Below are 21,086 nucleotides of genomic sequence, written 5' to 3' on the forward strand. Positions count from 1 at the left end.
GTCACTCTCAGGGTGGCAGACTGTGGGCCGTTCATGCCTCCACTTGTGAAGAAGGCAGCCGTGGTCGCGCAGCTGGAACCCCCTCTCGCCCCCGACACCCTGCGGCAGGCGGACCTCAGGCCGCTGCTCGTGGCCCTTCAGCGGCTACGTGACGGCAACTTCCGGGCGCGCCTCGACCTGCCCTCAGATCCCTTCCTGGCCGAGCTGGCGATGGCCTTCAACCAGGTCGTCGACCGCAACGAGCACCTGACCGGCGAGCTCACCCGGGTCCGCGTCGAGGTGGCCAGGCAGGGCCACCTCGACGAGCGGCTCACCCCGAGCCCCGGCGCGGGCGGCTGGGCGGTCAACGTGACGGCCGTCAACGCGCTGATCGACGCGCTGGTGATCCCGGCAGCCAAGGCCACCCGGGTGCTGAACGCCGTCGCCGACGGCGACCTGTCGCAGCGGGTCGACCTGCAGGAGGACAACCGCCCGCTGCGCGGCGGCCTGCGTCTGATGGGCAAGGCGGTCAACCGGATGGTCGACCAGCTCGCGCTGTTCTCCGGCGAGGTGACGCGGGTGGCGCGCGAGGTCGGCACCGAGGGGCGGCTGGGCGGCCGGGCCAAGGTGCAGGGCATGTCGGGCAGCTGGCGCGACGTGACCGAGGCGGTCAACGCCATGGCGGCCCGGCTGACCGCGCAGGTGCGCGACATCGCGGTGGTCACCACGGCCGTGGCCAGGGGCGACCTGACCCGGCAGGTGACGGTCGAGGCCACCGGCGAGCTGCTGGAGCTCAAGCTGACCGTCAACACGATGGTCGACCAGCTGTCGGCGTTCGCCAGCGAGGTGACGCGGGTGGCGCGCGAGGTCGGCACCGAGGGGCAGCTGGGCGGCCGGGCCGAGGTCAAGGGGGTGCTCGGCACCTGGAAGGACCTCACCGACAACGTCAACTTCATGGCGTCCAACCTCACCACCCAGGTCCGCTCGATCGCGCAGGTCACGACGGCGGTGGCCAACGGCGACCTGTCGAAGAAGATCACGGTCGACGCGCGGGGCGAGATCCTTCAGCTGAAGGACACGATCAACACGATGGTGGGGCAGTTGTCGGCGTTCGCCGACGAGGTGACGCGGGTGGCGCGCGAGGTCGGCACCGAGGGGCGGCTCGGCGGTCAGGCACAGGTGCGCGGGGTGAGCGGGGTGTGGAAGGACCTCACCGACAACGTCAACTTCATGGCCTCCAACCTCACCACCCAGGTGCGCGACATCGCCCAGGTGGCCACCGCGGTCGCCCAGGGCGATCTGAGCCGCAAGATCAGCGTGGACGTCAAGGGCGAGATCCTTCAGCTGAAGGACACCGTCAACACGATGGTCGACCAGCTGTCGGCGTTCGCCGCGGAGGTGACCCGGGTGGCGCGCGAGGTCGGCAGCGAGGGCCGGCTCGGCGGTCAGGCGCAGGTGCGGGGGGTGAGCGGGGTGTGGAAGGACCTCACCGACAACGTCAACTTCATGGCCGACAACCTCACCACCCAGGTGCGCAGCATCGCCCAGGTGGCCACCGCGGTCGCCCAGGGCGACCTCAGCCGCAAGATCACGGTCGAGGTCAAGGGTGAGATCCTGGAGCTGACCAACACCATCAACACGATGGTCGACCAGCTGTCCGCGTTCGCCGACGAGGTGACGCGGGTGGCGCGCGAGGTCGGCACCGAGGGGCAGCTGGGCGGGCGGGCCGAGGTCAAGGGCGTCTCGGGCACCTGGAAGGACCTCACCGACAACGTCAACTTCATGGCCGACAACCTCACCAGTCAGGTGCGCAACATCGCGCAGGTCACGACGGCCGTGGCCGACGGCGATCTGTCGAAGAAGATCACGGTCGACGCGCGGGGCGAGATCCTTCAGCTGAAGGACACGATCAACACGATGGTCGACCAGTTGTCCGCGTTCGCCGGCGAGGTGACGCGGGTGGCGCGCGAGGTCGGCACCGAGGGGCGGCTCGGCGGTCAGGCGCAGGTGCGGGGGGTGAGCGGGGTGTGGAAGGACCTCACCGACAACGTCAACTTCATGGCCTCCAACCTGACCAGCCAGGTGCGCAGCATCGCGGCGGTCGCGACCGCCGTGGCCAACGGCGACCTGTCGAAGAAGATCGACGTCGACGCGCGGGGCGAGATCCTCGAGCTCAAGACCACCATCAACACCACCGTCGACCAGTTGTCCGCCTTCTCCGGCGAGGTGACCCGGGTGGCCCGCGAGGTCGGCACCGAGGGCAGCCTGGGCGGTCAGGCGCAGGTGCGCGGGGTGAGCGGGGTGTGGAAGGACCTCACCGACAACGTCAACTTCATGGCGTCCAACCTGACCAGTCAGGTGCGCAACATCGCGCAGGTCGCGACCGCCGTGGCCAACGGCGACCTGTCGAAGAAGATCGACGTCGACGCCCGGGGCGAGATCCTCGAGCTCAAGACCACCATCAACACGATGGTCGACACCCTGTCCTCCTTCTCCTCCGAGGTGACGCGGGTGGCCCGCGAGGTCGGCTCCGAGGGCAGGCTCGGCGGTCAGGCCGAGGTCGAGGGGGTCTACGGCACCTGGGAACGCCTCACCAAGAACGTCAACGAGCTGGCCGGCAACCTCACCACCCAGGTGCGGGCCATCGCCGAGGTGGCCAGCGCCGTCGCCCAGGGCGATCTGAGCCGCGCCATCAGCCTTGAGGCCAAAGGCGAGGTCGCCGAGCTGAAGAACAACGTCAACCTGATGGTGGCCAACCTGCGCGAGACCACCCGGGCCAAGGACTGGCTGGAGAGCAACCTGGCCCGCATCGCCGGCCTCATGCAGGGCCACCGTGACCTGGTCGAGGTCGCCGACCTCATCCTGCGGGAGCTCACCCCGCTGGTCAGCGCCCAGTTCGGCGCGTTCTTCCTGGCCGGCTCCGGGTCGCTCGACGGCGAGCTGGCCTTCATCGCCGGCTACGGCGCCGCCCACGACAGGGACGTGCTGCCCGGCACGGGCACGCCGGGCCCCGGCCTGATCAGGCAGGCGGCGCTGGAGAAGAAGCGCATCCTGCTCAGCGACGTGCCCTCCGGCTACATCAAGGTGCACACCGGGCTCGGCGAGGCGGCCCCCGCCAGCGTGGTCGTGCTGCCGATCCTGTTCGAGGACAACGTGCTCGGCGTGATCGAGCTGGCGTCCTTCAGCCGGTTCAGCGACGTCCACCTGGCCTTCTTCGACCAGTTCGTGGTCACCATCGGGGTGGCCATCAACACGATCATCGCCAACGCCCGCACCGAGTCGCTGCTGTCGGAGTCGCAGCGGCTGGCCCAGCAGCTCCAGGGCCGCTCCGACGAGCTGCAGCGCCAGCAGGCCGAGCTGCGCAGGTCAAACGCCGCCCTGGAGGAGAAGGCGCACCTGCTGGCCACCTCGTCGCGCTACAAGTCGGAGTTCCTCGCCAACATGTCCCACGAGCTGCGCACGCCGCTCAACAGCCTGCTCATCCTGGCGCGGCTGCTCGCCGACAACCCCGAGGACAACCTGTCGGCGCAGGAGGTCGAGTTCGCCACCACCATCCACAACGCGGGCAGCGACCTGCTCCAGCTGATCAACGACATCCTCGACCTGTCGAAGATCGAGGCGGGGCGGATGGACGTACGGCCCGAGAAGCTGCCGCTGAGCAAGCTCCTCGACTACGTCGACGCCACGTTCCGGCCGCTGACCGTCGACCGAGGTCTCACCTTCGAGATCGAGATCGCCCCCGGCGTGCCGCGCGAGCTGTTCAACGACGAGCGGCGGCTCCAGCAGATCCTGCGCAACCTGCTGTCCAACGCGGTCAAGTTCACCTCCGCCGGCGAGGTCAGGCTGGCGGTCTCCATCGCCCGCGGCCTCGACAGTCCGGCGCTCCGCGACGCCACCGACGTGGTGGCCTTCGCGGTCAGCGACACCGGCATCGGCATCGCGCCCGACAAACTGCCCGCCATCTTCGGCGCGTTCCAGCAGGCCGACGGCACCACCAGCCGCAAGTACGGCGGGACGGGCCTCGGCCTGTCGATCAGCAGCGAGATCGCCCGGCTGCTCGGCGGCGAGATCCACGCCAGCAGCGAGCCGGGCAGAGGCAGCACCTTCACGCTGTACGTGCCCGCCCGCTGCCTCACCTCGACCGTCACGGCCGAGCAGGCGGAACACGATGCCGCGCAGGCGACCGGCCGGCGGGCCGAGCCGGTGCGCGGGACGGTCGAGACCCGCGCCGTCCAGCAGCAGGCCGAGTGGCCCAGTGCCGATGCCGACGACCTGTGGCACTCCGCGACCAGGCTCGGCGAGATGAGCGACGGCCCGGCCGGTGAGGCGTTCGCCGGCGAGCGGGTGCTCATCGTCGACGACGACATCCGCAACGTCTACGCCCTCACCCATGTGCTCGGCCGCCTCGGCATGGAGGTGATCTACGCCGAGAACGGACGGGAGGGCATCGAGGTGCTCGAACGCGAGGAGAAGATCGCGCTGGTCCTGATGGACGTGATGATGCCCGAGATGGACGGCTACGAGACGCTGGTCGCCGTGCGGTCCATGCCGAGGTTCGCCGACCTGCCGATCATCGCCCTGACGGCCAAGGCGATGCCGGGCGACCGGGAGAAGACGATCTCCTGCGGCGCCTCCGACTACGTGCCCAAACCGGTTGATCTGGATCATCTGCTGGACGTCATGCGCGGCTGGCTCGCGGGGGAGAGGAAGGCCGCCGAATGAACCGCCAGGTCAAGATCCTGCTCGTCGACGACAAGGAGGAGAGCCTGATCGCGCTCGACGCGGTGCTGCGCCCGCTGCAGCAACGGCTGTTCAAGGCCAGGTCGGGGCAGGACGCGATGAAACTGATGCTGCGCCACGACTTCGCGGTGGTGCTGCTCGACGTGCTGATGCCGGGCATGGACGGATTCGAGACCGCGAGCCACATCAAGCGGCTCGACCAGACCCGCGACGTGCCCATCATCTTCCTGACCGGCACCGACTCGGGCAGCGGCGCGGCCTTCCGCGGCTACGCCGTCGGGGCGGTCGACTACATCACCAAGCCGTTCGACCCGTGGGTGCTGCGCTCCAAGGTCACCGTCTTCATCGAGTTGTTCCGCAAGAACGCCGTCCTCCAGGAGCAGGCCGCGCTGCTGTGCGATCTGGTGCAGAACGACACCGTGCTGTCGCGCGACTCGCGCGCGCTGGCCGACTTCGCCGACCGGCTGTCCGCCGTCGAGGCCCGGCTGGCCGGCCTGGCCGGCACCTCCTCGGGCGACGAGGGGCTGCGCGACACGATCAAGGATCTGGCCGCCGAGGTGGCCGCCATGCGGGCCGCGTTCGACACGGTTCGTCTCTGATCGGCGTGCCTGAGTGCGCTCGGCCGTGTCTCCGACGTACCTTTGGCATCATGGCCACCCGTCCGCCGAAAAGCGCAGCGAAGGGGCCGGCGAAGCGGTCGACCTCACCTCGATCGACCCCCGCGAAGCGGGGAGCCACGTCGTCGGGGCGACCGAGGGCGAAGGGGGCTGCGTCGGCTCGCAAGCCGCCCATGACCCACCAGGACCCGATCAGCTGGGTCTTCACGATGATCGGCAAGCTGGTCGTCGGCCTGTGGATGCTGCTCGCCAACGGCATCGGCAGCACCGCGCGGGCGCTCGGCAAGAACGCCCGCGAGCTCGACCCGGTCCACCGGCGCGACGGGGTGGGGCTGGCGGTCCTCGCGGGCGCGATCGTGGTCGCCGCGATGACCTGGCGCACGTCCGAGGGGACAGTGCCCAGCGTGGTCAACGCCGCCGTGCACGCCGTGTTCGGCTCGCTGGCCTGGGCCCTGCCGCTGCTGCTCGGCCTGCTGGCCTGGCGCTACCTCCGCCATCCCGACCAGAACGCCGACACCGGGCGGATGGTGATCGGCTGGAGCGCGCTGCTCGTCGGCGTGCTCGGCGTCATCCACGTGGCCAACGACGTCCCCTACCCGGCGGGCACGGCCAACGACGGGATGGAGCGCATCTCGCAGGCGGGCGGCCTCGTCGGCTTCCTCGTCTCGGCGCCGCCGATGAGCATCCTGCCGTCCTGGATCACCATCCCGCTGCTGCTCATGCTGTCGGGGTTCGGCGTGCTGGTGATCACAGCCACGCCGGTGCACCGGATCCCCGAGCGGCTCGCGGAGCTCCGTCACCTGCTGTTCGACCGGCAGGCCCCGGCCGAGGAGCGGCAGCAGCCGGGCAGGAAGCGGGCCAAGCCCAAGAAGCCCGCGTCATCCGAGGTCGGCGACCTGATCAAACCGTACGACACGCCGGTGATCGCCGACCAGGACAAGCGCGGCGACCACTCGCCGGAGATCGTGCCCGGTCTGACCGACGACGAGGAGCCGCCCGCCTCGGCGCGCAGGCAGGAGCCGCCGCAGCCCACCCCGGCGCCGCGCAAGGTCGAGCAGCTCGTGCTGTCTCCTCAGGCCGGCCCGTACGGCCTGCCCGACCTGCAGCTGCTCAAGCCAGGCAGCCTGCCCAAGCCGCAGACCAAGGCCAACACCACCGTGGTCAACGCGCTGACCAGTGTGCTGGAGCAGTTCACCATCGACGCGCAGGTGATCGGCTTCACCCGCGGGCCGACCGTGACCCGCTACGAGATCGAGCTCGGGCCGGCGGTCAAGGTGGAGAAGGTCACGGCTCTCACCAAGAACATCGCGTACGCCGTCAAGTCCGCGGATGTCCGGATTTTGTCTCCCATCCCCGGCAAGTCGGCCATCGGGGTGGAGATCCCGAACGCCGACAAGGACCTGGTCGCGCTCGGCGACGTGCTCCGGGCCCAGGTCGCCCAGGCCGACCACCATCCGATGATCGTCGGCCTCGGCAAGGACGTCGAGGGACGCACCATCGTCGCCAACCTCGCCAAGATGCCCCACCTGCTGATCGCGGGCGCCACCGGGGCCGGCAAGTCGGTCTGCGTCAACGGGCTCATCACCTCGATCCTCATGCGGGCCACGCCCGACGAGGTGCGGATGGTGCTGGTCGACCCCAAGCGCGTCGAGCTGTCGGTCTACGAGGGCATCCCGCACCTCATCACCCCGATCATCACCAACCCCAAGAAGGCCGCCGAGGCCCTCGAATGGGTGGTGGGCGAGATGGACCGCCGCTACGACGACCTGGCGGCCAGTGGGTTCCGCCATGTCGACGAGTTCAACAAGGCCGTCCGGGCCGGCAAGCTCCAGCCGCCGCCGGGCAGCGAGCGTGTCTACCAGCCCTACCCCTACCTCCTGGTCATCGTGGACGAGCTGGCCGACCTGATGATGGTCGCCCCGCGCGACGTCGAGGACTCCATCGTCCGCATCACCCAGCTGGCCCGCGCCGCCGGCATCCACCTGGTCATCGCGACGCAGCGGCCCTCGGTGGACGTGGTCACCGGCCTCATCAAGGCCAACGTGCCCTCCCGGCTGGCCTTCGCCGTCTCCTCCCTCACCGACTCGCGGGTCATCCTCGACCAGCCCGGCGCCGACAAGCTGATCGGCCAGGGCGACGCGTTGTTCCTGCCGATGGGCGCCAGCAAGCCCATCCGCATCCAGAACGCGTTCGTCTCGGAGAAGGAGATCGCCGAGATCGTCGCGCACTGCAAGACGCAGATGCAGGCCGAATACCGCGACGACGTCGCCGCCACGCCGGTCAAGCGCGAGATCGACGAGGACATAGGCGACGATCTCGACCTGGTCATCCAGGCCGCCGAGCTGATCGTGACGACCCAGTTCGGCTCGACCTCGATGCTGCAGCGCAAGCTCCGCGTCGGCTTCGCCAAGGCGGGCCGGCTGATGGACCTGCTGGAGAGTCGCAACGTGGTCGGCCCGAGCGAGGGGTCGAAGGCCCGCGAAGTGCTGGTGAAACCGGATGATCTGCCGGGTTTGCTGGCCGACTTGCGTGGCGAATGACCCCGATGCGACCCTGCCCGGCGATGACTGATTGAATGTGAACGACTACGCATCGTCGGGGGCGGGGAGGCGTGCGCCGTGGAGGAGCAGAGCATAGGGGCCATACTGGCGGCTGCCAGGCGGTCGGCGGGCTTGACGGTCGCGCAGTTGAGCGCGACCACCCGCATCCGCGAGGCCATCATCTACGCGATCGAGCGAGACGACTACGCCCAGTGCGGGGGCGACTTCTACGAGCGCGGGCATGTCAAGGTGCTCGCGCGGGCGGTCGGGCTCGATCCCGACACCCTGGTCCATCTCTACGACGAGCAACACGGCGGCGCGCCGGTGCCGGTGCGGGCCGCGGCGGTGTTCCAGACCGACCGCAAGCTCCGCATCCGTGAGCGACGGGCCCCCAACTGGTCGATGGCGCTGGGCGTCGCGCTGGCCATCGTGGTGGTGTTCGGCGTGGTCAGGGTCATGGGGGGCGCCACCGAGCAGGGCCGGTCCGTCGGGGTGCAGCCGATGTCGGCGTCGCCCAGCGTGCCGCCCAACTCTCCGATCACCGAGGAGCCGCGCGGGTCCGCGCTGTCCGCCGGCCGGGGGAGCGACAACGAGGTGGTGGTCAGGGTCAAGGCCGAGCGCCCCGCGTTCCTCAATGTCCGCGACTCCAGCGGTCGCAAGCTGTTCTCCGGCACGCTGGAGGCGGGCAAGAGCTCCACGTGGCGGGCCGCGTCCCGGGTGAGCCTGCTGATCGGCGACGCAGGTGCGGTGGCCCTCCAGGTCAACGGCCAGGATCTGGGCCATCCGGGGCATAGCGGCGAGATCGTGCGCCGTTCTTTCGGGCCTCCCGCGGCACCTCGGCGGTAGCCCGTGCATCGGGGGTGTCCAACTCCCGATACCGTAGGGTTCACCATGTCATCCCGCCGAACCGCATCGCTGATAACCCTGGGTTGCGCCCGCAACGAGGTCGACTCCGAGGAGCTCGCCGCGCGTCTGGAGGCTGCCGGTTGGCAGCTGGGCGACGACGACCCCGATGTCGTCGTCGTCAACACGTGCGGCTTCATCGACTCGGCGAAGAAGGACTCGATCGACACGCTGCTCGCCGCCGCCGACTCCGGAGCCAAGGTGGTGGCCGCGGGCTGCATGGCCGAGCGCTACGGCAACGAGCTGGCCGAGGCGCTGCCCGAAGCCAGCGCGGTCATCTCCTTCGACGACTACTCCGAGATCGGCGGCCGTCTCGACGACGTCCTCGCGGGCCGGCCGCTCAAGCCCCACACGCCGCGCGACCGCCGCACGTTGCTCCCCATCTCGCCGGTCGAACGAGCCGGCGCGTCGAGGGCCGGCATCCCCGGCCACGGTGACCTGCCCGAGGGGGTGGCGCCGGCCAGCGGCCCCCGCGTCCTGCGCAAGCGGCTCGACGAGAGCCCGGTGGCCTCGCTCAAGCTCGCCTCCGGCTGCGACCGGCGCTGCACGTTCTGCGCCATCCCCGCCTTCCGGGGCGCCTACGTCTCACGCGACCCGGACGAGCTGGTGGCCGAGGCCGACTGGCTGGCCCACCGCGGTGTCCGCGAGCTCGTCCTGGTCAGCGAGAATTCCACCTCCTACGGCAAGGACCTCGGTGATCTGAGGGCGCTGGAGCGGCTGCTGCCCCGGATGGCCGCCGTCGAGGGCATCGACCGAGTCCGCGCGAGCTATCTCCAGCCCGCCGAGCTGCGGCCGGGGCTGATCGACATGATCGCCGGCACCGAGGGCGTCGCCGCCTATTTCGACCTGTCCTTCCAGCACGCCAGCGGCCCGGTGCTACGCCGGATGCGCCGTTTCGGCGACCCCGAGCGCTTCCTCGACCTGCTGGAGACGATCCGCGAGCGAGCTCCCGAGGCGGGGGTCCGCTCCAACTTCATCGTGGGCTTCCCCGGCGAGACCGAGGAGGAGTTCGGCGAGCTGGTCGGCTTCCTGGAGCAGGCCAGGCTCGACGTGATCGGCGTCTTCGGCTACTCCGACGAGGACGGCACCGAGGCGGCGGGCTTCGACGGCAAGCTCGGCCAGGAGGTCATCGACGAGCGGGTGCGCGTGCTGACCGAGTTGGCCGAGGAGCTGACCTCGCAGCGCGCCGAGGAGCGCATCGGCACCGAGGTGGACGTGCTCATCGACGACGACCTGGGCGACGGCGGCTACGAGGGCCGGGCGGCGCATCAGGGGCCCGAGGTCGACGGCTCCGTCACGGTTCAGGGCATCGGCCTGGTCCGGGGCCAGATCGTGCGCGCCGTCGTGGTCGACGCCGAGGGGGTTGACCTGATCGCGCGCATCAAGGCCGGTCCATGACCAGGGACGAGCGCCGCGTGGTGAGCCCGTGGAACATCGCCAACGTGCTCACGGTCCTCCGGTTGGTGCTCGTCCCGTTCTTCGTCATCTGCCTCTTCCTGCCGGGCATGGGCTGGCGTCTGGGCGCGCTGGCGGTGTTCGCGGTGGCCTCGATCACCGATCATCTCGACGGTGAGCTGGCCAGGCGCTACGGGCTGATCACCGACTTCGGCAAGATCGCGGACCCGATCGCCGACAAGGCGCTCACGGGCGCGGCGCTGGTGAGCCTGTCGGTCCTGGGCGAGTTGCCGTGGTGGGTCACGCTCGTCATCCTGGGCCGGGAGCTGGGCATCACGCTGCTGCGGCTGGTGCTGATCCGGCACGCCGTCATCCCGGCCAGCTATGGCGGCAAGGTCAAGACCGTGCTGCAGATCGGCGCGATCGTCCTCTACATCCTGCCCTGGGGGCCCGACCCCGTCCGCTGGGTGGTGATGGGCGCCGCGCTGGTCGTGACCGTGGCCACGGGCGTCGACTACCTCGTACGGGCCGTCAAACTCCGCCAGGTGGCCCGACGCGCACGCGGGGAGTGACCATGTCCGGCGTGGCCGAGGTGCTGTCCCTGCTGGTGGATCGGGCGGCCACGGTGGCCGTGGCCGAGTCGCTGACCGGCGGGCTCATCGGGGCCGCGTTCACCTCGGTCTCGGGGTCCTCCAAGGCGTTCAGAGGCGGGGTGATCTCCTACGCCACCGATCTGAAGCACACGTTGCTGGCCGTGCCCGAAGATCTACTCAATCGGGAGGGGGCCGTGCATCCGGAGGTCGCGGAGGCGATGGCGCTGGGTGTGGCCAGGGTGTGCGGCGCGACCTACGGCCTGGCCGTGACGGGAGTGGCGGGGCCGGAGCCGCAGGACGGCCGCCCGGTCGGCACGGTTTTCGTCGCGGTCAGCGGGCCCGGCGGCAGATTCTGGCGACGAGAACTGAGTCTGAGAGGGTCACGCGAACGTATCAGGGTAAAGACGGTGGACGAGGCTGTAGATCTCCTAGCAAGTGTGCTGAAGGCGAACAAGGGGGAACATTCCGGATGATTACCGTGTTACGTCCCGAGCGAACATGCCAACCACGGTCTCACGCGCTGTCCGTGGATACGGGTACGGTGGAGCTGTGAGTGAGGTCCGTGAGCCAACTGCAAGCACCGAGCGCCCGGCAGGCGGGCCTGATGAGTCACGCAAAGAGCCACGCGCGGCGAGCCAGGGGCGGCAACGCCCGATGATGACGGCGAGGAGTATGTACGAAGCGAAGAAGAAGGATGTGCGGCACGATCCGATCGCGCGGGGCGTGGTGAAGACATCCGCGCCGGGGAGGGAGCGACAGATGATTTTGCTGCGTCAGCTGCTCGGCGACGTGTTGAGGCGGCTGAGGGTGCGACAGGGACGCACTCTCCGCGAGGTGTCCACGCTGGCTCGTGTCTCGCTCGGCTACCTGTCAGAGGTGGAGCGCGGCCAGAAAGAGGCGTCCTCCGAGCTGCTCGCGTCCATCTGTGGTGCTCTCGGGGTGCCGCTGTCGCAGGTGCTTCGTGAGGTTTCCGACCAGTTCGCGCTGGCCGAGCTTCAGGCTGCCCCTGTGCTCGCCGACGCGCCCGAGCACGAGCGGATCCCGCTTGCCGAGTCGGTCCCCGGATCGATCTCCGATTCCGTGTTCCCCGAAGTCAAGGACATGGTGGCCGCCTAGCGCGGCTGGCAGTTGTCACACCACAGGATCAGACGTTCCTGTGACCGTGTTCCCATCTCCCCGCGACTGATGCGGGTGCCGCATCGGCGGCAGGGGCGGCCGAACCTGCCGTAAACCCACGTCTGGTCGGTCGGGCGGCGATCGCCCGTGGTGACTGTCCCTCCGTGTGCCTTGTTGGCGTCCAGCAGCCGGTGCGCCAGCGTGACCACTCCCTCCAGGTCGTCGATCTCTCTCACCTTTCGCCACGGCCAGATGCCGCGCAGGAACAACGTCTCGGCACGGTAGATCGTGCCGATGCCGGCCAGGTTGCGCTGGTCGAGCAACGCCTCACCGATCGTCCTGTCGGGGTCGCCGCGCAGCCTCCGTACGGCCTCGGCGGGGTCCCAGTCGTCGCCGAGCAGATCGGGCCCCAGATGGCCCACCACCCGTGCCTCCTGCGCGGTCTTCAGCAGATCGACCACGCCCAGCCTGATCCCCACGGCCTGCCACTGTTCGTTGGCCAGCACGAGGCGCACCACGTCACCCGGAGCGGGGCGGCGTCCGGCCGGCATGACCCGCCAGCTCCCGTCCATCCTCAGGTGGGTGTGCACGGTCAGCCCGCCCTCGACCCGGGTGAGCAGGTGCTTGCCCCGCGAGACGGTCGTCAGCACCCTCCGCCCGCTCAGGTCGGCGGTGGCGTGCCGGGGGACCCGAAAGTCGGACCGGGTGAGCACCCGCCCGTCGAGGGCCTGCCGCAGCCGCGCGGCGGTGCGGTAGACGGCGTCTCCTTCGGGCATGCGCCCAGTCTAAGAACCCGCCGGAATCGCCTCGCCGCCTCCCTGGCGCCCCGCGCGGTCGCGCTCTGCGCGCCGGGCCGGCTCGCGCTCTGTACGCCGGGCCGGCTCGCGCTCTGTGCCCAGGGAGGCTCGCCGCTCTGTGCGCCGGGTGGTTCGGGCGCTGTCAGTCCCAGGCGGCGGGGTCGGCGGCGAGCTGGCGGACCCGCTCGGGGAGGGCGCCGCCGGCCACCTGCTCCAGCGTGACCTCCTCCAGGATCGACCGCTCGGTGGCGCGCAGCGCGATCCACACCTGTTGCAGCGACTCGGCCGGGCCCCGGTAGCCGACATGCTCGGGACGCTCGCCGCGGACGTTGGCCAGCGGCCCGTCGACCGCCCTGATCACGTCGGCGAGCGAGATCTCCGCAGCCGGCCTGGCCAGCACGTAACCCCCCTCGGGCCCTCGCTGGCCACGCACCAGACCGGCACGGCGCATCTGGAGCAGGATGTTCTCCAGGTATTTGGGCGGCATGTCCTGCTCTTTGGCGAGCTCGCCCACCGTGGTCGGGCCGGCCCCGGCGGCGGCGAGTTCGGCGGCGGCACGGAGGGCGTAGTCGACCCGAGCGGAAAGGCGCATGTTGTCGATTATCCCTCCTGGTCAACAGTGGTTAGCCGCAACGTCGTCAGAACGGGCAGATGATCGGAGTACGGCAGGCGCGGAACCTGCGCGGAAACCGCGGTCACACCCGGGCTGATCAGCACGTGGTCGATGCGCTTGACGGGCTCCTCGGCCGGTGAGGTGGGCGGATCACCCAGCGCGATCAGCGGATCGGACAGGCCGGCCGCCTCCAGCACCCGCATCTCGGGATCGGCCGGTTCGGTGTTCAGGTCGCCGGCCAGGACGACCGGCCTGGGCGCGCCTCCGGAGGTCCGCGCGTCGCCGGCCTGCCCGGCCTGCCCGGCGTCGAGCCCGGCGGCCAGATCGCGCACGATGGCCGCCACCTCGGGCGCCTGCCCGGACGGGGCCTGCAGGTGGGTGTTCACGATGCCCAGCTCCCTGCCTCCCACGTCCAGGACGGCGGCCTGGGCCTGGGCGCCCGTCGGGTAGTCGTGCCGGCCCAGCTGGTACGAGGCGATGCTCTTGATCGGCAGGTTGGTGAGCAGGGCGTCACCCCAGACGTGGTCGGCGGCCGGGGCGAAGTGGTAGCGCATGCCCAGCCCGCGGGCGATCCGGGCCAGGTCGTCGTGGCCGCCGTTCAGCAGCCAGCCCCGGTCGACCTCGCTCAGCAACACCACGTCCGGCCGCTGGGCTGCTGCCCAGGTGGCGATGTCGTCCAGCGACAGCCGCCCGTCGAGCCCGTAGCCCATCCGGATGTTGTAAGTGATCAGCTTGACCGTGTCACCCTCGGCGGGCCGTACGGCGGGCTGGGGTTGCCAGGCGATGTTCGTCGCGACGAGAGCGATCAGGACGGCCAGCACGGTGTTCTGGCCGGTCGCCCCGGAGCGAGGGGCGTGGGCGTGGAGCGGGGTCCGTGACGGCCGCAGGCCCACGGCGACGGCCAGCACCGACACCGCGATGGGGATCGCCTGATTCGGGAGGCCGAGGTCCAGGTCGTAGGCGGCGTAGTAGGCGAACATCGCCACCAGGAACACGATCCCGCCGCCGATCACCGCCACCCCCTGCCGCCGGCCCTCGCTCCCGGTGCCCGACTCCCGTCCGGTGCCCGATCCGCGCTCGGTGTCCGATCCGTTCGGGGTCCCGGCGCCGGTCGCTGTCTGCGCCCGCGCCTCGGGTCCGGTCGTGTTGCGGGAGAGTTCGGCCCCGGCCTCGGCCCCTGATCGGGAGGAAGAGGTGATGAGGGGGGCGAGGCAGAGGATCGTCACCGCCGCGGCCACCGAGCCCACGCCCGGCCAGGGCATCGTGAACAGGCTCGCCGTGGCCGCCACCAGCCCGAGACCGCAGGCCAGGAGGACGGCCGGCCGGTGCCTCGGCCGCAGGGTCGTCGTGATCGCGGCGACGGCCGCCGCGGCCACCGGCCCGACGCCCAGCGCGGTCCACACGAGTGAGGGCCCCTCGGCCGCCTTGGTCCAGGAGGTGGCGGCCATCCCGAACAACAGCAGGGCCGGGCCGAACAGGAACCAGGTGGCGGCCGGCGCGGGCTCAGCCTTCTCGGCAGAAGCAGACAGCCGCACCAGGGCCAGGAACGCGGCGCAGAGGGTCAGCACCGGAAGCCACGGGAACACCCCGTCCCGCCAGACCAGATCAGCCCCGTCGAGCACCAGATGCGCCACGATCGAGAACGACAGGCCTCCCACGATCCCCGCGGGCGCCGCCGCTCTGGGCACGGTGCGGGCGCAGCCCGTGAGGAAGACGAGGCCGGCCGTGACGCCCGCCGAGGCGACGTACAACTGCTCGACGCCGGCCTGTAGCAGCACCCGCGCGAGGACGAGCGCCACCGCGCCGCCCAGGAGCGCCCAACGGGCCGGCAGGAGCAGCGCGAGGAACGGCAGCGTGAACCAGGTGGCCGCGTAGAGGCCCATCAGCTCGGGCGGGGTGGAACCCGCCTGCCCGAACAGCGTGATGAGCGACGGCAGGAACACGCGGAGCACGTCGAACAGGAGCACGATGCCGACACCCAGCGTCAGGGCGGGCACCCGGGGGATGGTCATGAGCCATCCTCAGGTTCGACGTGACTCCGGGGCAAGGGGCGGCGGGCAGGATATCCGGCGACCCGGCAGGTTCGGGTCTTGCAAGTCCCCGGTCTTCCAGGTTCGCGGTCAGGCAGGTTCGCAGTCCGCCAGACTCGCGGTCCAGTGGGTTTCGCGGTCTGCCAGGCCCACGGTCAGGCAGGCCGGCCATCCGGGGATGCCGGTGGTCAGAGCTGCCATTCATCGCCGCGGAGCAGCTCGACCGTGGCGCCGTCGTGCCGGATGCCGGTGACGGTGACCTCGGGACCGCCGACCATGAAGTCGACGTGCACCCCGGAGGTGTTGACCCCGGCCGCGTCGAGCGCGGCGGCGTCCCGATCGCGCAGATCGGCCGGGACGCCGGGTGGCAGGCCGGCGCCCCAGGCGAGATGGCAGGTGGCGTTCTCGTCCAGCAGGGTCTCGAGATAGGTCACGCCGGACCGGCCGACCGGCGAGGTGCCGTCGACGAGCGCCAGCTCACCGAGCCGGGCGGCTCCGGCGTCGGTCGCCTGGTGGGTACGCACGACGTCCGCGCCGGTGCTGGCCCGCACCTCGGTCACCACGCCCCCGGCGAAGGTCAGCTCCAGGTCGCGGATCACGCTCCCGGCGAGAGCGAGTGGCCGCGTCGACCGGATCGTGCCCTCCACCCGGCGGAAGTCGGGGGTGGTGAACACCTCCTCGGTGGGGAGGTTGGCCTGGAATCCGTGTCCCTTGACGGAGGTGAGCCGGGCCGCCGTCCAGTGGGCGCCGGGCAGCAGGCCGATGGTCAGGTCGGTGCCCGGCCCCTCGAACCGGACCCGGTCGAGGCGCAGCTCGGTGAGCAGCTCCGCGCGGGCCAACAGCTCGGCCAGGCGCTCCTCCCAGGCGGCCCGGGGATCGGGGCGGTCGAGTCGGAGGATGGTGCGCAGGTGCTGCCACAGCCGTGCCTCGTCGGGCTCGCCGAAGACCGCGCGCGCCCATTCCGGTGTCGCGCACGGCACCATGGTCCACCGGACCAGGTTGCCGAGCTGTAGCCGTTGCCGCGAGGAGAGGTTGGGCATGCGGTCCAGGCCGGACCGCACCGGGTCCTCGCCCGCGAGCAGGTCGGGGGCCGCGAAGCCGCGGATGTTGACGAGGACGCCATGGTGGCGCTCCAGCTCCTCGTTCCGCGCGTCCAGCCAGGACGGAACCTCGGCCAGCGTCGTCGCCTCCGCGTGGCGGACCCGGGAGCGCTTGGCGTACGGGTCGAAGTACCAGATGTCGGCGTGGCGGGCGCCCCGGGCGTACGCCGCCTCGGCCAGGGCCCGGGCCAATGGGGCGTGCTCGATCTCGGCGTTGATCAGCACGCGGTCGTCGGCGTGGATCGGCACGGCCACGTCGAAGACGATGTCGGCGTAGTCGGCCAGCTCAGCTGGGGTGATGGTCAAGGCTGCCTCCAGAGGGGACGACGGCTCGCGCGCGGCGAGCCATGGGGACGAACAACAGCAGCGCCAGGACGGACACCCCGCCCGCGATGGCGAAGCCGGATGCCAGGCCCAGCGACTGGGCGACGGCGCCGAGGGTGAGCGCCGCGGACAGGAAACCGAGGTCGAAGAACGCGGTCGTGGTGGCCACCGCGGAGCCGCGCTGCCCGGCGGGCAGGCCGGCGACCGCGATCGCCAGGAACGCCGGGAGCCCCAGCGCCTGCCCGGCCCCGATCACCGCGCTCGCGACCAGGGTCCCGGCCATCGAGGGCCAGACGGCGAGCCCGATCAGCCCGGCCGCCGTGAGCGCGAGGGAGGCGAAGCCCCTCCTGCGCGGATCGATCCGGGCCAGCGGGCGGTGTCCGCCCAGCCGTACGGCGAGCAGCACGCCGCCGTAGACGAGGAAGTGGGCGCCGCTGGCCCCGTGACCGAGCGTCGCGACGTGCAGCGGGATGAAGGCGCTGAAGGCGGTGTAGCCCCACACCGCCGCGAGGTAGGCGAGGCCGGGGAGCACCGCCGCGCGGTGAACGAGCGGCCCGCCATCGCGCCGGCCGGTGGGTTCGGCGGGGTCTCCGAACAGCCAGGAAGTGGCGGCCACGCCGGCGGCGGTGACGCCGGAGAGCACCCACACGGCGTCGAACCCGGCGGCGGAGTGCACGACCTCGGCCAACGCGGGCCCGGCGAGCAGGCCCACGTTGACGGTGATGGAGAACAGGTTCATCGCCGCGCCCGGACGCCCCTGGTCGCTCGCGGCGGTGGCCAGGCCGACGTAGGCCAGGGCCTCGCCGACGCCGGCCACGGCCCGGGACGACAGCAGCGCCGGCAGTGAGTCGGCGAGGAGCAGCGCGAAGGAGGCGCCCGCGAGCACCACGGCGCCGGCGCGGGCGGTCGCCGCGCGCCCCCAGCGGTCGGCCAGCCGGCCCGCGAGCGGCCGGGCGAGCACCGCGGTGACGGCCGCGGTCGCCAGGCAGACGCCCACCGTGCCCGTGCCCTGGCCGAGCGGGCCGGTGACGAACCTCGGGATCATCGGGATGAGCAGGCCGACCGACAGGAAGCACAGTCCCGTGCCCAGCAGCAGGGAGCGGTTCAACGATCGTCGCCCATCTCCAGGAGCAGGGCGGTCATGCTGACCTTGACGCTGTCGCCCGAGCGCGGCGGCCGCGCCTTGTCGTGGACCATGGCCACGGCCTGGTCGATCAGCCCGACGACCTCCTCCCACACCGACCTGTCCAGCCACACCTCCGCGTCCATGGACGTCCGCTGGGCGCGGGCTTGCTCCAGACGGCGAGCGAGGTCGGTGAACAGCGCCTCGTGCAGCAGTTGCCTGCCGGTCGAGCGGTCCATGCGCAGCCAGCTGGACGGGTCGTAGCGGTAGCGCCGCCGGGGCCGGCCCCGGCCGCCGGGCGACGGCAGCTCGTCGACCTGCTCCAGGAATCCGGCGTCGGCGAGCTGGCGCAGGTGGTAGCTGGCCGAGGCGTGGGCGATGTCCAGCTCCCTGGCGACCTCGGTGGCCGACATGGAGGCGCCGGTGAGCAGCGACACGATCCGGATCCGCAGCGGATTCGCCAGCGCCCGCAGCGGCACCAGCTCGTCCTTTTCCCAAGACATGTTGGGATTATGCCATTCCCAAGAGTTCTTTGGAAAGTCTGGAACGGGCGAAGAGCGCTAAACTTCCAACAACCTTTTCGAAATGACGGTGGGATACAGCGTGGAGCGACGTCCTGGTGTGCCCAGATTGCTCAGGGAGATCAACGACCGGGCCGCGCTGGAGTTGCTGCTCGCGACCGGGCCGATGACGCGGGGGCAGATCGGCGACCTCACCGGGCTGTCCAAGGTGACCGCCTCGCAGACACTCTCCCGGCTGGAGCAGCGTGGCCTGGTCCAGGTGGTCGGCACGCAGGCGGGCGGGCGCGGCCCCAACGCGGCCCTCTACTCCGTCATCCCCTCCAGCGCCTACGTGGCCGGGCTGGAGGTGGGGCCCGAGCTGGTCTCGGCCGCCGTCGCCGACATCCACGGCCACACGGTGGCGGAGGTGACGTTCGAGCCCGACGGCCAGGACGACCTGGTCCCCGTCGTCCACGATGCGATCATGAAGGCCTGCCGCAGCGCCAAGATCGGCGTCAGCAGGCTGCGCGGGGTGGTGATCGGCACCCCGGGCGTGGTCGACCCGCGCACCGGCGACGTCCGCTACGCCTTCGACCTGCCGGGCTGGCACGAGGGCAGCCACGAGGCGCTGGCCGGCGACCTCAAGCGCGAGGTCACGATCGAGAACGACGTCAACCTCGCCGCGATCGCCGAGCGGGTCGACGGAGCAGCCAAGGGGCGCGACGACTTCGTGCTGCTGTGGGCCAGCCGCGGCCTCGGCCTCGCGGTCGTGCTCGGCGGCAAGCTGCACCGGGGCCGTTCGGGCAGCGCGGGAGAGATCGGCTACCTGGCGGTGCCCGGCGTGCCGCTGCCCGCGGACATCCGCACCGCGCCGGGCCGGCTGCCCTCCCTCGCGGGCGGCCTGCAGTCGCTGGTCAGCGCCGAGGCGGTGGCCGAGCTGGCCCAGGGCTACGGCTTCGCGGCCGGCAGCGCGGGGGAGTGCGTCGAGGTCGCCCTGGCGGCCGGCTCCAGGGGCGAGCCGCTGCTCGACGAGATAGCCCACCGGCTCGCGCTGGGCGTCGCCGCCGTGTGCGTGATCCTCGACCCCGGCCTCGTGGTGCTCGCCGGAGAGGTCGGTCACGCCGGCGGCACCGCGCTGACCTCCCGGGTGGAGGAGGCCGTGGCCCGCGTCTGCCCCGTACGCCCGCAGGTGGTCACCACCGCCGTGACCGACCGCAACCCGGTGCTGCGCGGGGCCGTGCTCGCCGCCCTGGAGCAGGCCCGGGAGTCGCTGCTCAGGCCGTGAGCAGCTCCACGGCCGCCTGGGCGTTGGCCCGGGCCGCGCCGTACGTCGCGATGTAGGCGGCGCTGCCCGGCCGCCAGATCGGCAGCCCCATCTCGATCACCGTGGCGTCGGGGCGGGCGGCCACCAGGGCGGAGACGAGCGACCTGCTGGCCTCGTACCTGTGGGCGTCCTTGACCACCACGACCAGCGACCGCCGGCCGGCCTTGGCCAGCAGCGCGGCCACGTCCGCGGCGGCGGGCTCGATCCGGACGACCTCGGCCTGCGGCAGCCACGGCCCGACGCCCCACGGCACGTCGCCCACCGCGATGGTCGGCGGCGTGTCCACCTCGATCACCAGCGGCTCGACGAGTGGTGCGGTGGAGCCGGTGAGCCGCACCGCGCGTCGGGCGGCGTGCAGGCCCACGCCGTTCTGCTCGGCCGCCGGTTCGCCCGGGGCGGCGAACCAGGCGCGCAGGTCCGCCAGCCTGGCCGCGGCCTGCTCCAGTCTGACCGGCGGCAGCCGCCCGTCCTCCACCGCGGCCACGATCTCCGCGATGATCCGCAGCACGTCGTCGTAGCCGGGGCGCGGTCCCAGGCAGAGCAGGTCGGACCCGGCCGCGAGGGACTGGACCGCGCCGCCGCCCAGTCCGACGCCGCCGGTGATCGCCTCCATGTCCAGCGCGTCCGTGATCACCACGCCGTCGTAACCGAGCTCATCCCGGAGCAGCCCGGTCAGCGCCGCGCCCGACAGCGTCGCCGGCAGGTCGCCGGTCAGCGAGGGCACCGCCACGTGCGCTGTCATGATCGATCTGGTGCCCGCCTCGATCGCGGCCCGGAACGGCACCAGCTCCCGCTCGCGCAGCACGTCCGGCGTGACGTCCACGACGGGGATCGCCAGGTGGGAGTCGACCCGGGTGGCGCCGTGCCCCGGGAAGTGCTTGACGCAGGCGGCCACGTGCGTCGACTGCAGGCCCTGGACCGCGGCGACCGTGTGCCGGGCGACCAGGGCCGGCTCGTCGCCGAACGACCGGGTGCCGATCACCGGGTTGTCGGCCTCGGTGTTGACGTCGGCGTCGGGCGCCATGTCCAGGTTGACCCCGCAGGCGGCCAGCTCCGAGCCGATCGCCCGGTAGACCCGGTGGGTGAGCTCGACGTCGTCGACCGCGCCGAGGGCGGCGTTGCCCGGATACGGGCTGCCCACGTGGTAGGCCAGCCGCGTGACGTCGCCGCCCTCCTCGTCCAGCGAGACCACGGGCTCCCCGGCCCCCCGGAGCGACGCGGTGAGCGACCTCAGCTGGTCCGGGCCGGCCACGTTGAACCCGAAGAGCGTCACCCCGCCCAGGCCGTTCTCCAGCTCGCGCAACACCCAGCCGGGCGCCGTGGTGCCCTGGAAGGCGACGAGCAGCGTGCCGGCCGCGAGGCGGCGCAGCCCCCGATCACTCTGACTCATGG

The 21,086-nt window shown here is 71.4% G+C and carries 16 protein-coding genes; 9 read left to right on the plus strand and 7 right to left on the minus strand.

Features of this window, described 5'->3' with window-relative positions; genetic code table 11:
* The first annotated feature begins 60 nt into the window (after positions 1 to 60).
* The 8 genes from IEY82_RS09320 to IEY82_RS09355 all read left to right on the plus strand — a co-directional run bounded on the left by IEY82_RS09320 (position 61) and on the right by IEY82_RS09355 (position 11,883).
* The gene (locus IEY82_RS09320) at positions 61 to 4,701 is read left to right on the plus strand and encodes a HAMP domain-containing protein (protein ID WP_444544201.1); all 4,641 of its coding nucleotides are present in this window, start codon (positions 61 to 63) and stop codon (positions 4,699 to 4,701) included.
* The gene (locus tag IEY82_RS09325; RefSeq protein WP_189123634.1) at positions 4,698 to 5,318 is read left to right on the plus strand and encodes a response regulator; all 621 of its coding nucleotides are present in this window, start codon (positions 4,698 to 4,700) and stop codon (positions 5,316 to 5,318) included. Before IEY82_RS09320 ends, IEY82_RS09325 begins: the two co-directional genes overlap by 4 nt.
* 50 nt (positions 5,319 to 5,368) lie before the next feature.
* Complete coding sequence (locus IEY82_RS09330) at positions 5,369 to 7,876, plus strand: DNA translocase FtsK (RefSeq protein WP_189123635.1); 2,508 nt, start codon at positions 5,369 to 5,371, stop codon at positions 7,874 to 7,876.
* Positions 7,877 to 7,954: 78 nt separating this feature from the next.
* Positions 7,955 to 8,722: a helix-turn-helix domain-containing protein gene (locus IEY82_RS09335; RefSeq protein ID WP_189123636.1), complete on the plus strand. Its 768-nt coding sequence runs from the start codon at positions 7,955 to 7,957 to the stop codon at positions 8,720 to 8,722.
* A gap of 45 nt (positions 8,723 to 8,767) precedes the next feature.
* On the plus strand, positions 8,768 to 10,177 hold the full coding sequence (gene rimO, locus IEY82_RS09340) for a 30S ribosomal protein S12 methylthiotransferase RimO (RefSeq protein ID WP_189123637.1): 1,410 nt from the start codon (positions 8,768 to 8,770) through the stop codon (positions 10,175 to 10,177).
* Positions 10,174 to 10,746, plus strand: a complete 573-nt coding sequence (gene pgsA / locus IEY82_RS09345; protein WP_189123638.1) for a CDP-diacylglycerol--glycerol-3-phosphate 3-phosphatidyltransferase — start codon at positions 10,174 to 10,176, stop codon at positions 10,744 to 10,746. Before rimO ends, pgsA begins: the two co-directional genes overlap by 4 nt.
* A gap of 2 nt (positions 10,747 to 10,748) precedes the next feature.
* Positions 10,749 to 11,240 carry a CinA family protein gene (locus IEY82_RS09350; RefSeq protein ID WP_189123639.1) on the plus strand — a complete coding sequence of 164 codons (492 nt, stop codon included), beginning with the start codon at positions 10,749 to 10,751 and terminating at the stop codon, positions 11,238 to 11,240.
* 286 nt (positions 11,241 to 11,526) lie between these two features.
* Positions 11,527 to 11,883 (plus strand): helix-turn-helix domain-containing protein, encoded by a 357-nt coding sequence (locus IEY82_RS09355; RefSeq protein ID WP_113701653.1) that lies wholly within the window; start codon positions 11,527 to 11,529, stop codon positions 11,881 to 11,883.
* Here IEY82_RS09355 and IEY82_RS09360 read toward each other — a convergent pair.
* From IEY82_RS09360 to IEY82_RS09385, 6 genes are all read right to left on the minus strand, one after another.
* Entirely contained in the window at positions 11,880 to 12,659 is a 780-nt protein-coding gene (locus IEY82_RS09360; RefSeq protein ID WP_189123640.1) for a DNA-formamidopyrimidine glycosylase family protein, read from the minus strand. The two genes, IEY82_RS09355 and IEY82_RS09360, sit on opposite strands and share 4 nt — an antisense overlap.
* 163 nt (positions 12,660 to 12,822) lie before the next feature.
* Positions 12,823 to 13,272, minus strand: coding sequence for an RrF2 family transcriptional regulator (locus IEY82_RS09365; protein WP_189123641.1), 450 nt, complete (start codon positions 13,270 to 13,272; stop codon positions 12,823 to 12,825).
* A gap of 8 nt (positions 13,273 to 13,280) precedes the next feature.
* Positions 13,281 to 15,305 (minus strand): endonuclease/exonuclease/phosphatase family protein, encoded by a 2,025-nt coding sequence (locus tag IEY82_RS09370; protein ID WP_189123642.1) that lies wholly within the window; start codon positions 15,303 to 15,305, stop codon positions 13,281 to 13,283.
* Positions 15,306 to 15,511: 206 nt separating this feature from the next.
* A complete protein-coding gene (locus IEY82_RS09375; protein WP_189123643.1) occupies positions 15,512 to 16,729 on the minus strand; it encodes an aminopeptidase in 1,218 nt (405 codons plus the stop codon).
* Positions 16,710 to 17,855 carry an MFS transporter gene (locus tag IEY82_RS09380; protein ID WP_189123644.1) on the minus strand — a complete coding sequence of 382 codons (1,146 nt, stop codon included), beginning with the start codon at positions 17,853 to 17,855 and terminating at the stop codon, positions 16,710 to 16,712. The genes IEY82_RS09375 and IEY82_RS09380 overlap by 20 nt, the downstream gene beginning before the upstream one ends.
* The gene (locus IEY82_RS09385; protein WP_225262514.1) at positions 17,852 to 18,373 is read right to left on the minus strand and encodes an ArsR/SmtB family transcription factor; all 522 of its coding nucleotides are present in this window, start codon (positions 18,371 to 18,373) and stop codon (positions 17,852 to 17,854) included. The genes IEY82_RS09380 and IEY82_RS09385 overlap by 4 nt, the downstream gene beginning before the upstream one ends.
* 100 nt (positions 18,374 to 18,473) lie before the next feature.
* Between IEY82_RS09385 and IEY82_RS09390 the strand changes: the two genes are divergently transcribed.
* Positions 18,474 to 19,655, plus strand: coding sequence for an ROK family transcriptional regulator (locus tag IEY82_RS09390; protein ID WP_189123645.1), 1,182 nt, complete (start codon positions 18,474 to 18,476; stop codon positions 19,653 to 19,655).
* On the opposite strand, the gene IEY82_RS09395 is transcribed toward IEY82_RS09390, so the two are convergent.
* Positions 19,645 to 21,084: a glycoside hydrolase family 3 protein gene (locus tag IEY82_RS09395; protein WP_189123646.1), complete on the minus strand. Its 1,440-nt coding sequence runs from the start codon at positions 21,082 to 21,084 to the stop codon at positions 19,645 to 19,647. The genes IEY82_RS09390 and IEY82_RS09395 overlap by 11 nt on opposite strands.
* Positions 21,085 to 21,086: the final 2 nt, after the last annotated feature.

It is taken from the genome of Nonomuraea cavernae (assembly GCF_014646355.1).
Taxonomy (GTDB): Bacteria; Actinomycetota; Actinomycetes; order Streptosporangiales; family Streptosporangiaceae; genus Nonomuraea; species Nonomuraea cavernae.

What these genes read in the sequence shown, in the direction of transcription:
- IEY82_RS09325 (WP_189123634.1), top strand. Translation starts at nt 4,698, where the DNA reads ATGAACCGCCAGGTCAAGATCCTGCTCGTCGACGACAAGGAGGAGAGC.
- IEY82_RS09330 (WP_189123635.1), top strand. Translation starts at nt 5,369, where the DNA reads ATGGCCACCCGTCCGCCGAAAAGCGCAGCGAAGGGGCCGGCGAAGCGG.
- rimO (WP_189123637.1), top strand. Translation starts at nt 8,768, where the DNA reads ATGTCATCCCGCCGAACCGCATCGCTGATAACCCTGGGTTGCGCCCGC.
- pgsA (WP_189123638.1), top strand. Translation starts at nt 10,174, where the DNA reads ATGACCAGGGACGAGCGCCGCGTGGTGAGCCCGTGGAACATCGCCAAC.
- IEY82_RS09350 (WP_189123639.1), top strand. Translation starts at nt 10,749, where the DNA reads ATGTCCGGCGTGGCCGAGGTGCTGTCCCTGCTGGTGGATCGGGCGGCC.
- IEY82_RS09355 (WP_113701653.1), top strand. Translation starts at nt 11,527, where the DNA reads ATGATTTTGCTGCGTCAGCTGCTCGGCGACGTGTTGAGGCGGCTGAGG.
- IEY82_RS09360 (WP_189123640.1), bottom strand. Translation starts at nt 12,659, where the DNA reads ATGCCCGAAGGAGACGCCGTCTACCGCACCGCCGCGCGGCTGCGGCAG.
- IEY82_RS09365 (WP_189123641.1), bottom strand. Translation starts at nt 13,272, where the DNA reads ATGCGCCTTTCCGCTCGGGTCGACTACGCCCTCCGTGCCGCCGCCGAA.
- IEY82_RS09370 (WP_189123642.1), bottom strand. Translation starts at nt 15,305, where the DNA reads ATGACCATCCCCCGGGTGCCCGCCCTGACGCTGGGTGTCGGCATCGTG.
- IEY82_RS09385 (WP_225262514.1), bottom strand. Translation starts at nt 18,373, where the DNA reads ATGTCTTGGGAAAAGGACGAGCTGGTGCCGCTGCGGGCGCTGGCGAAT.
- IEY82_RS09395 (WP_189123646.1), bottom strand. Translation starts at nt 21,084, where the DNA reads ATGAGTCAGAGTGATCGGGGGCTGCGCCGCCTCGCGGCCGGCACGCTG.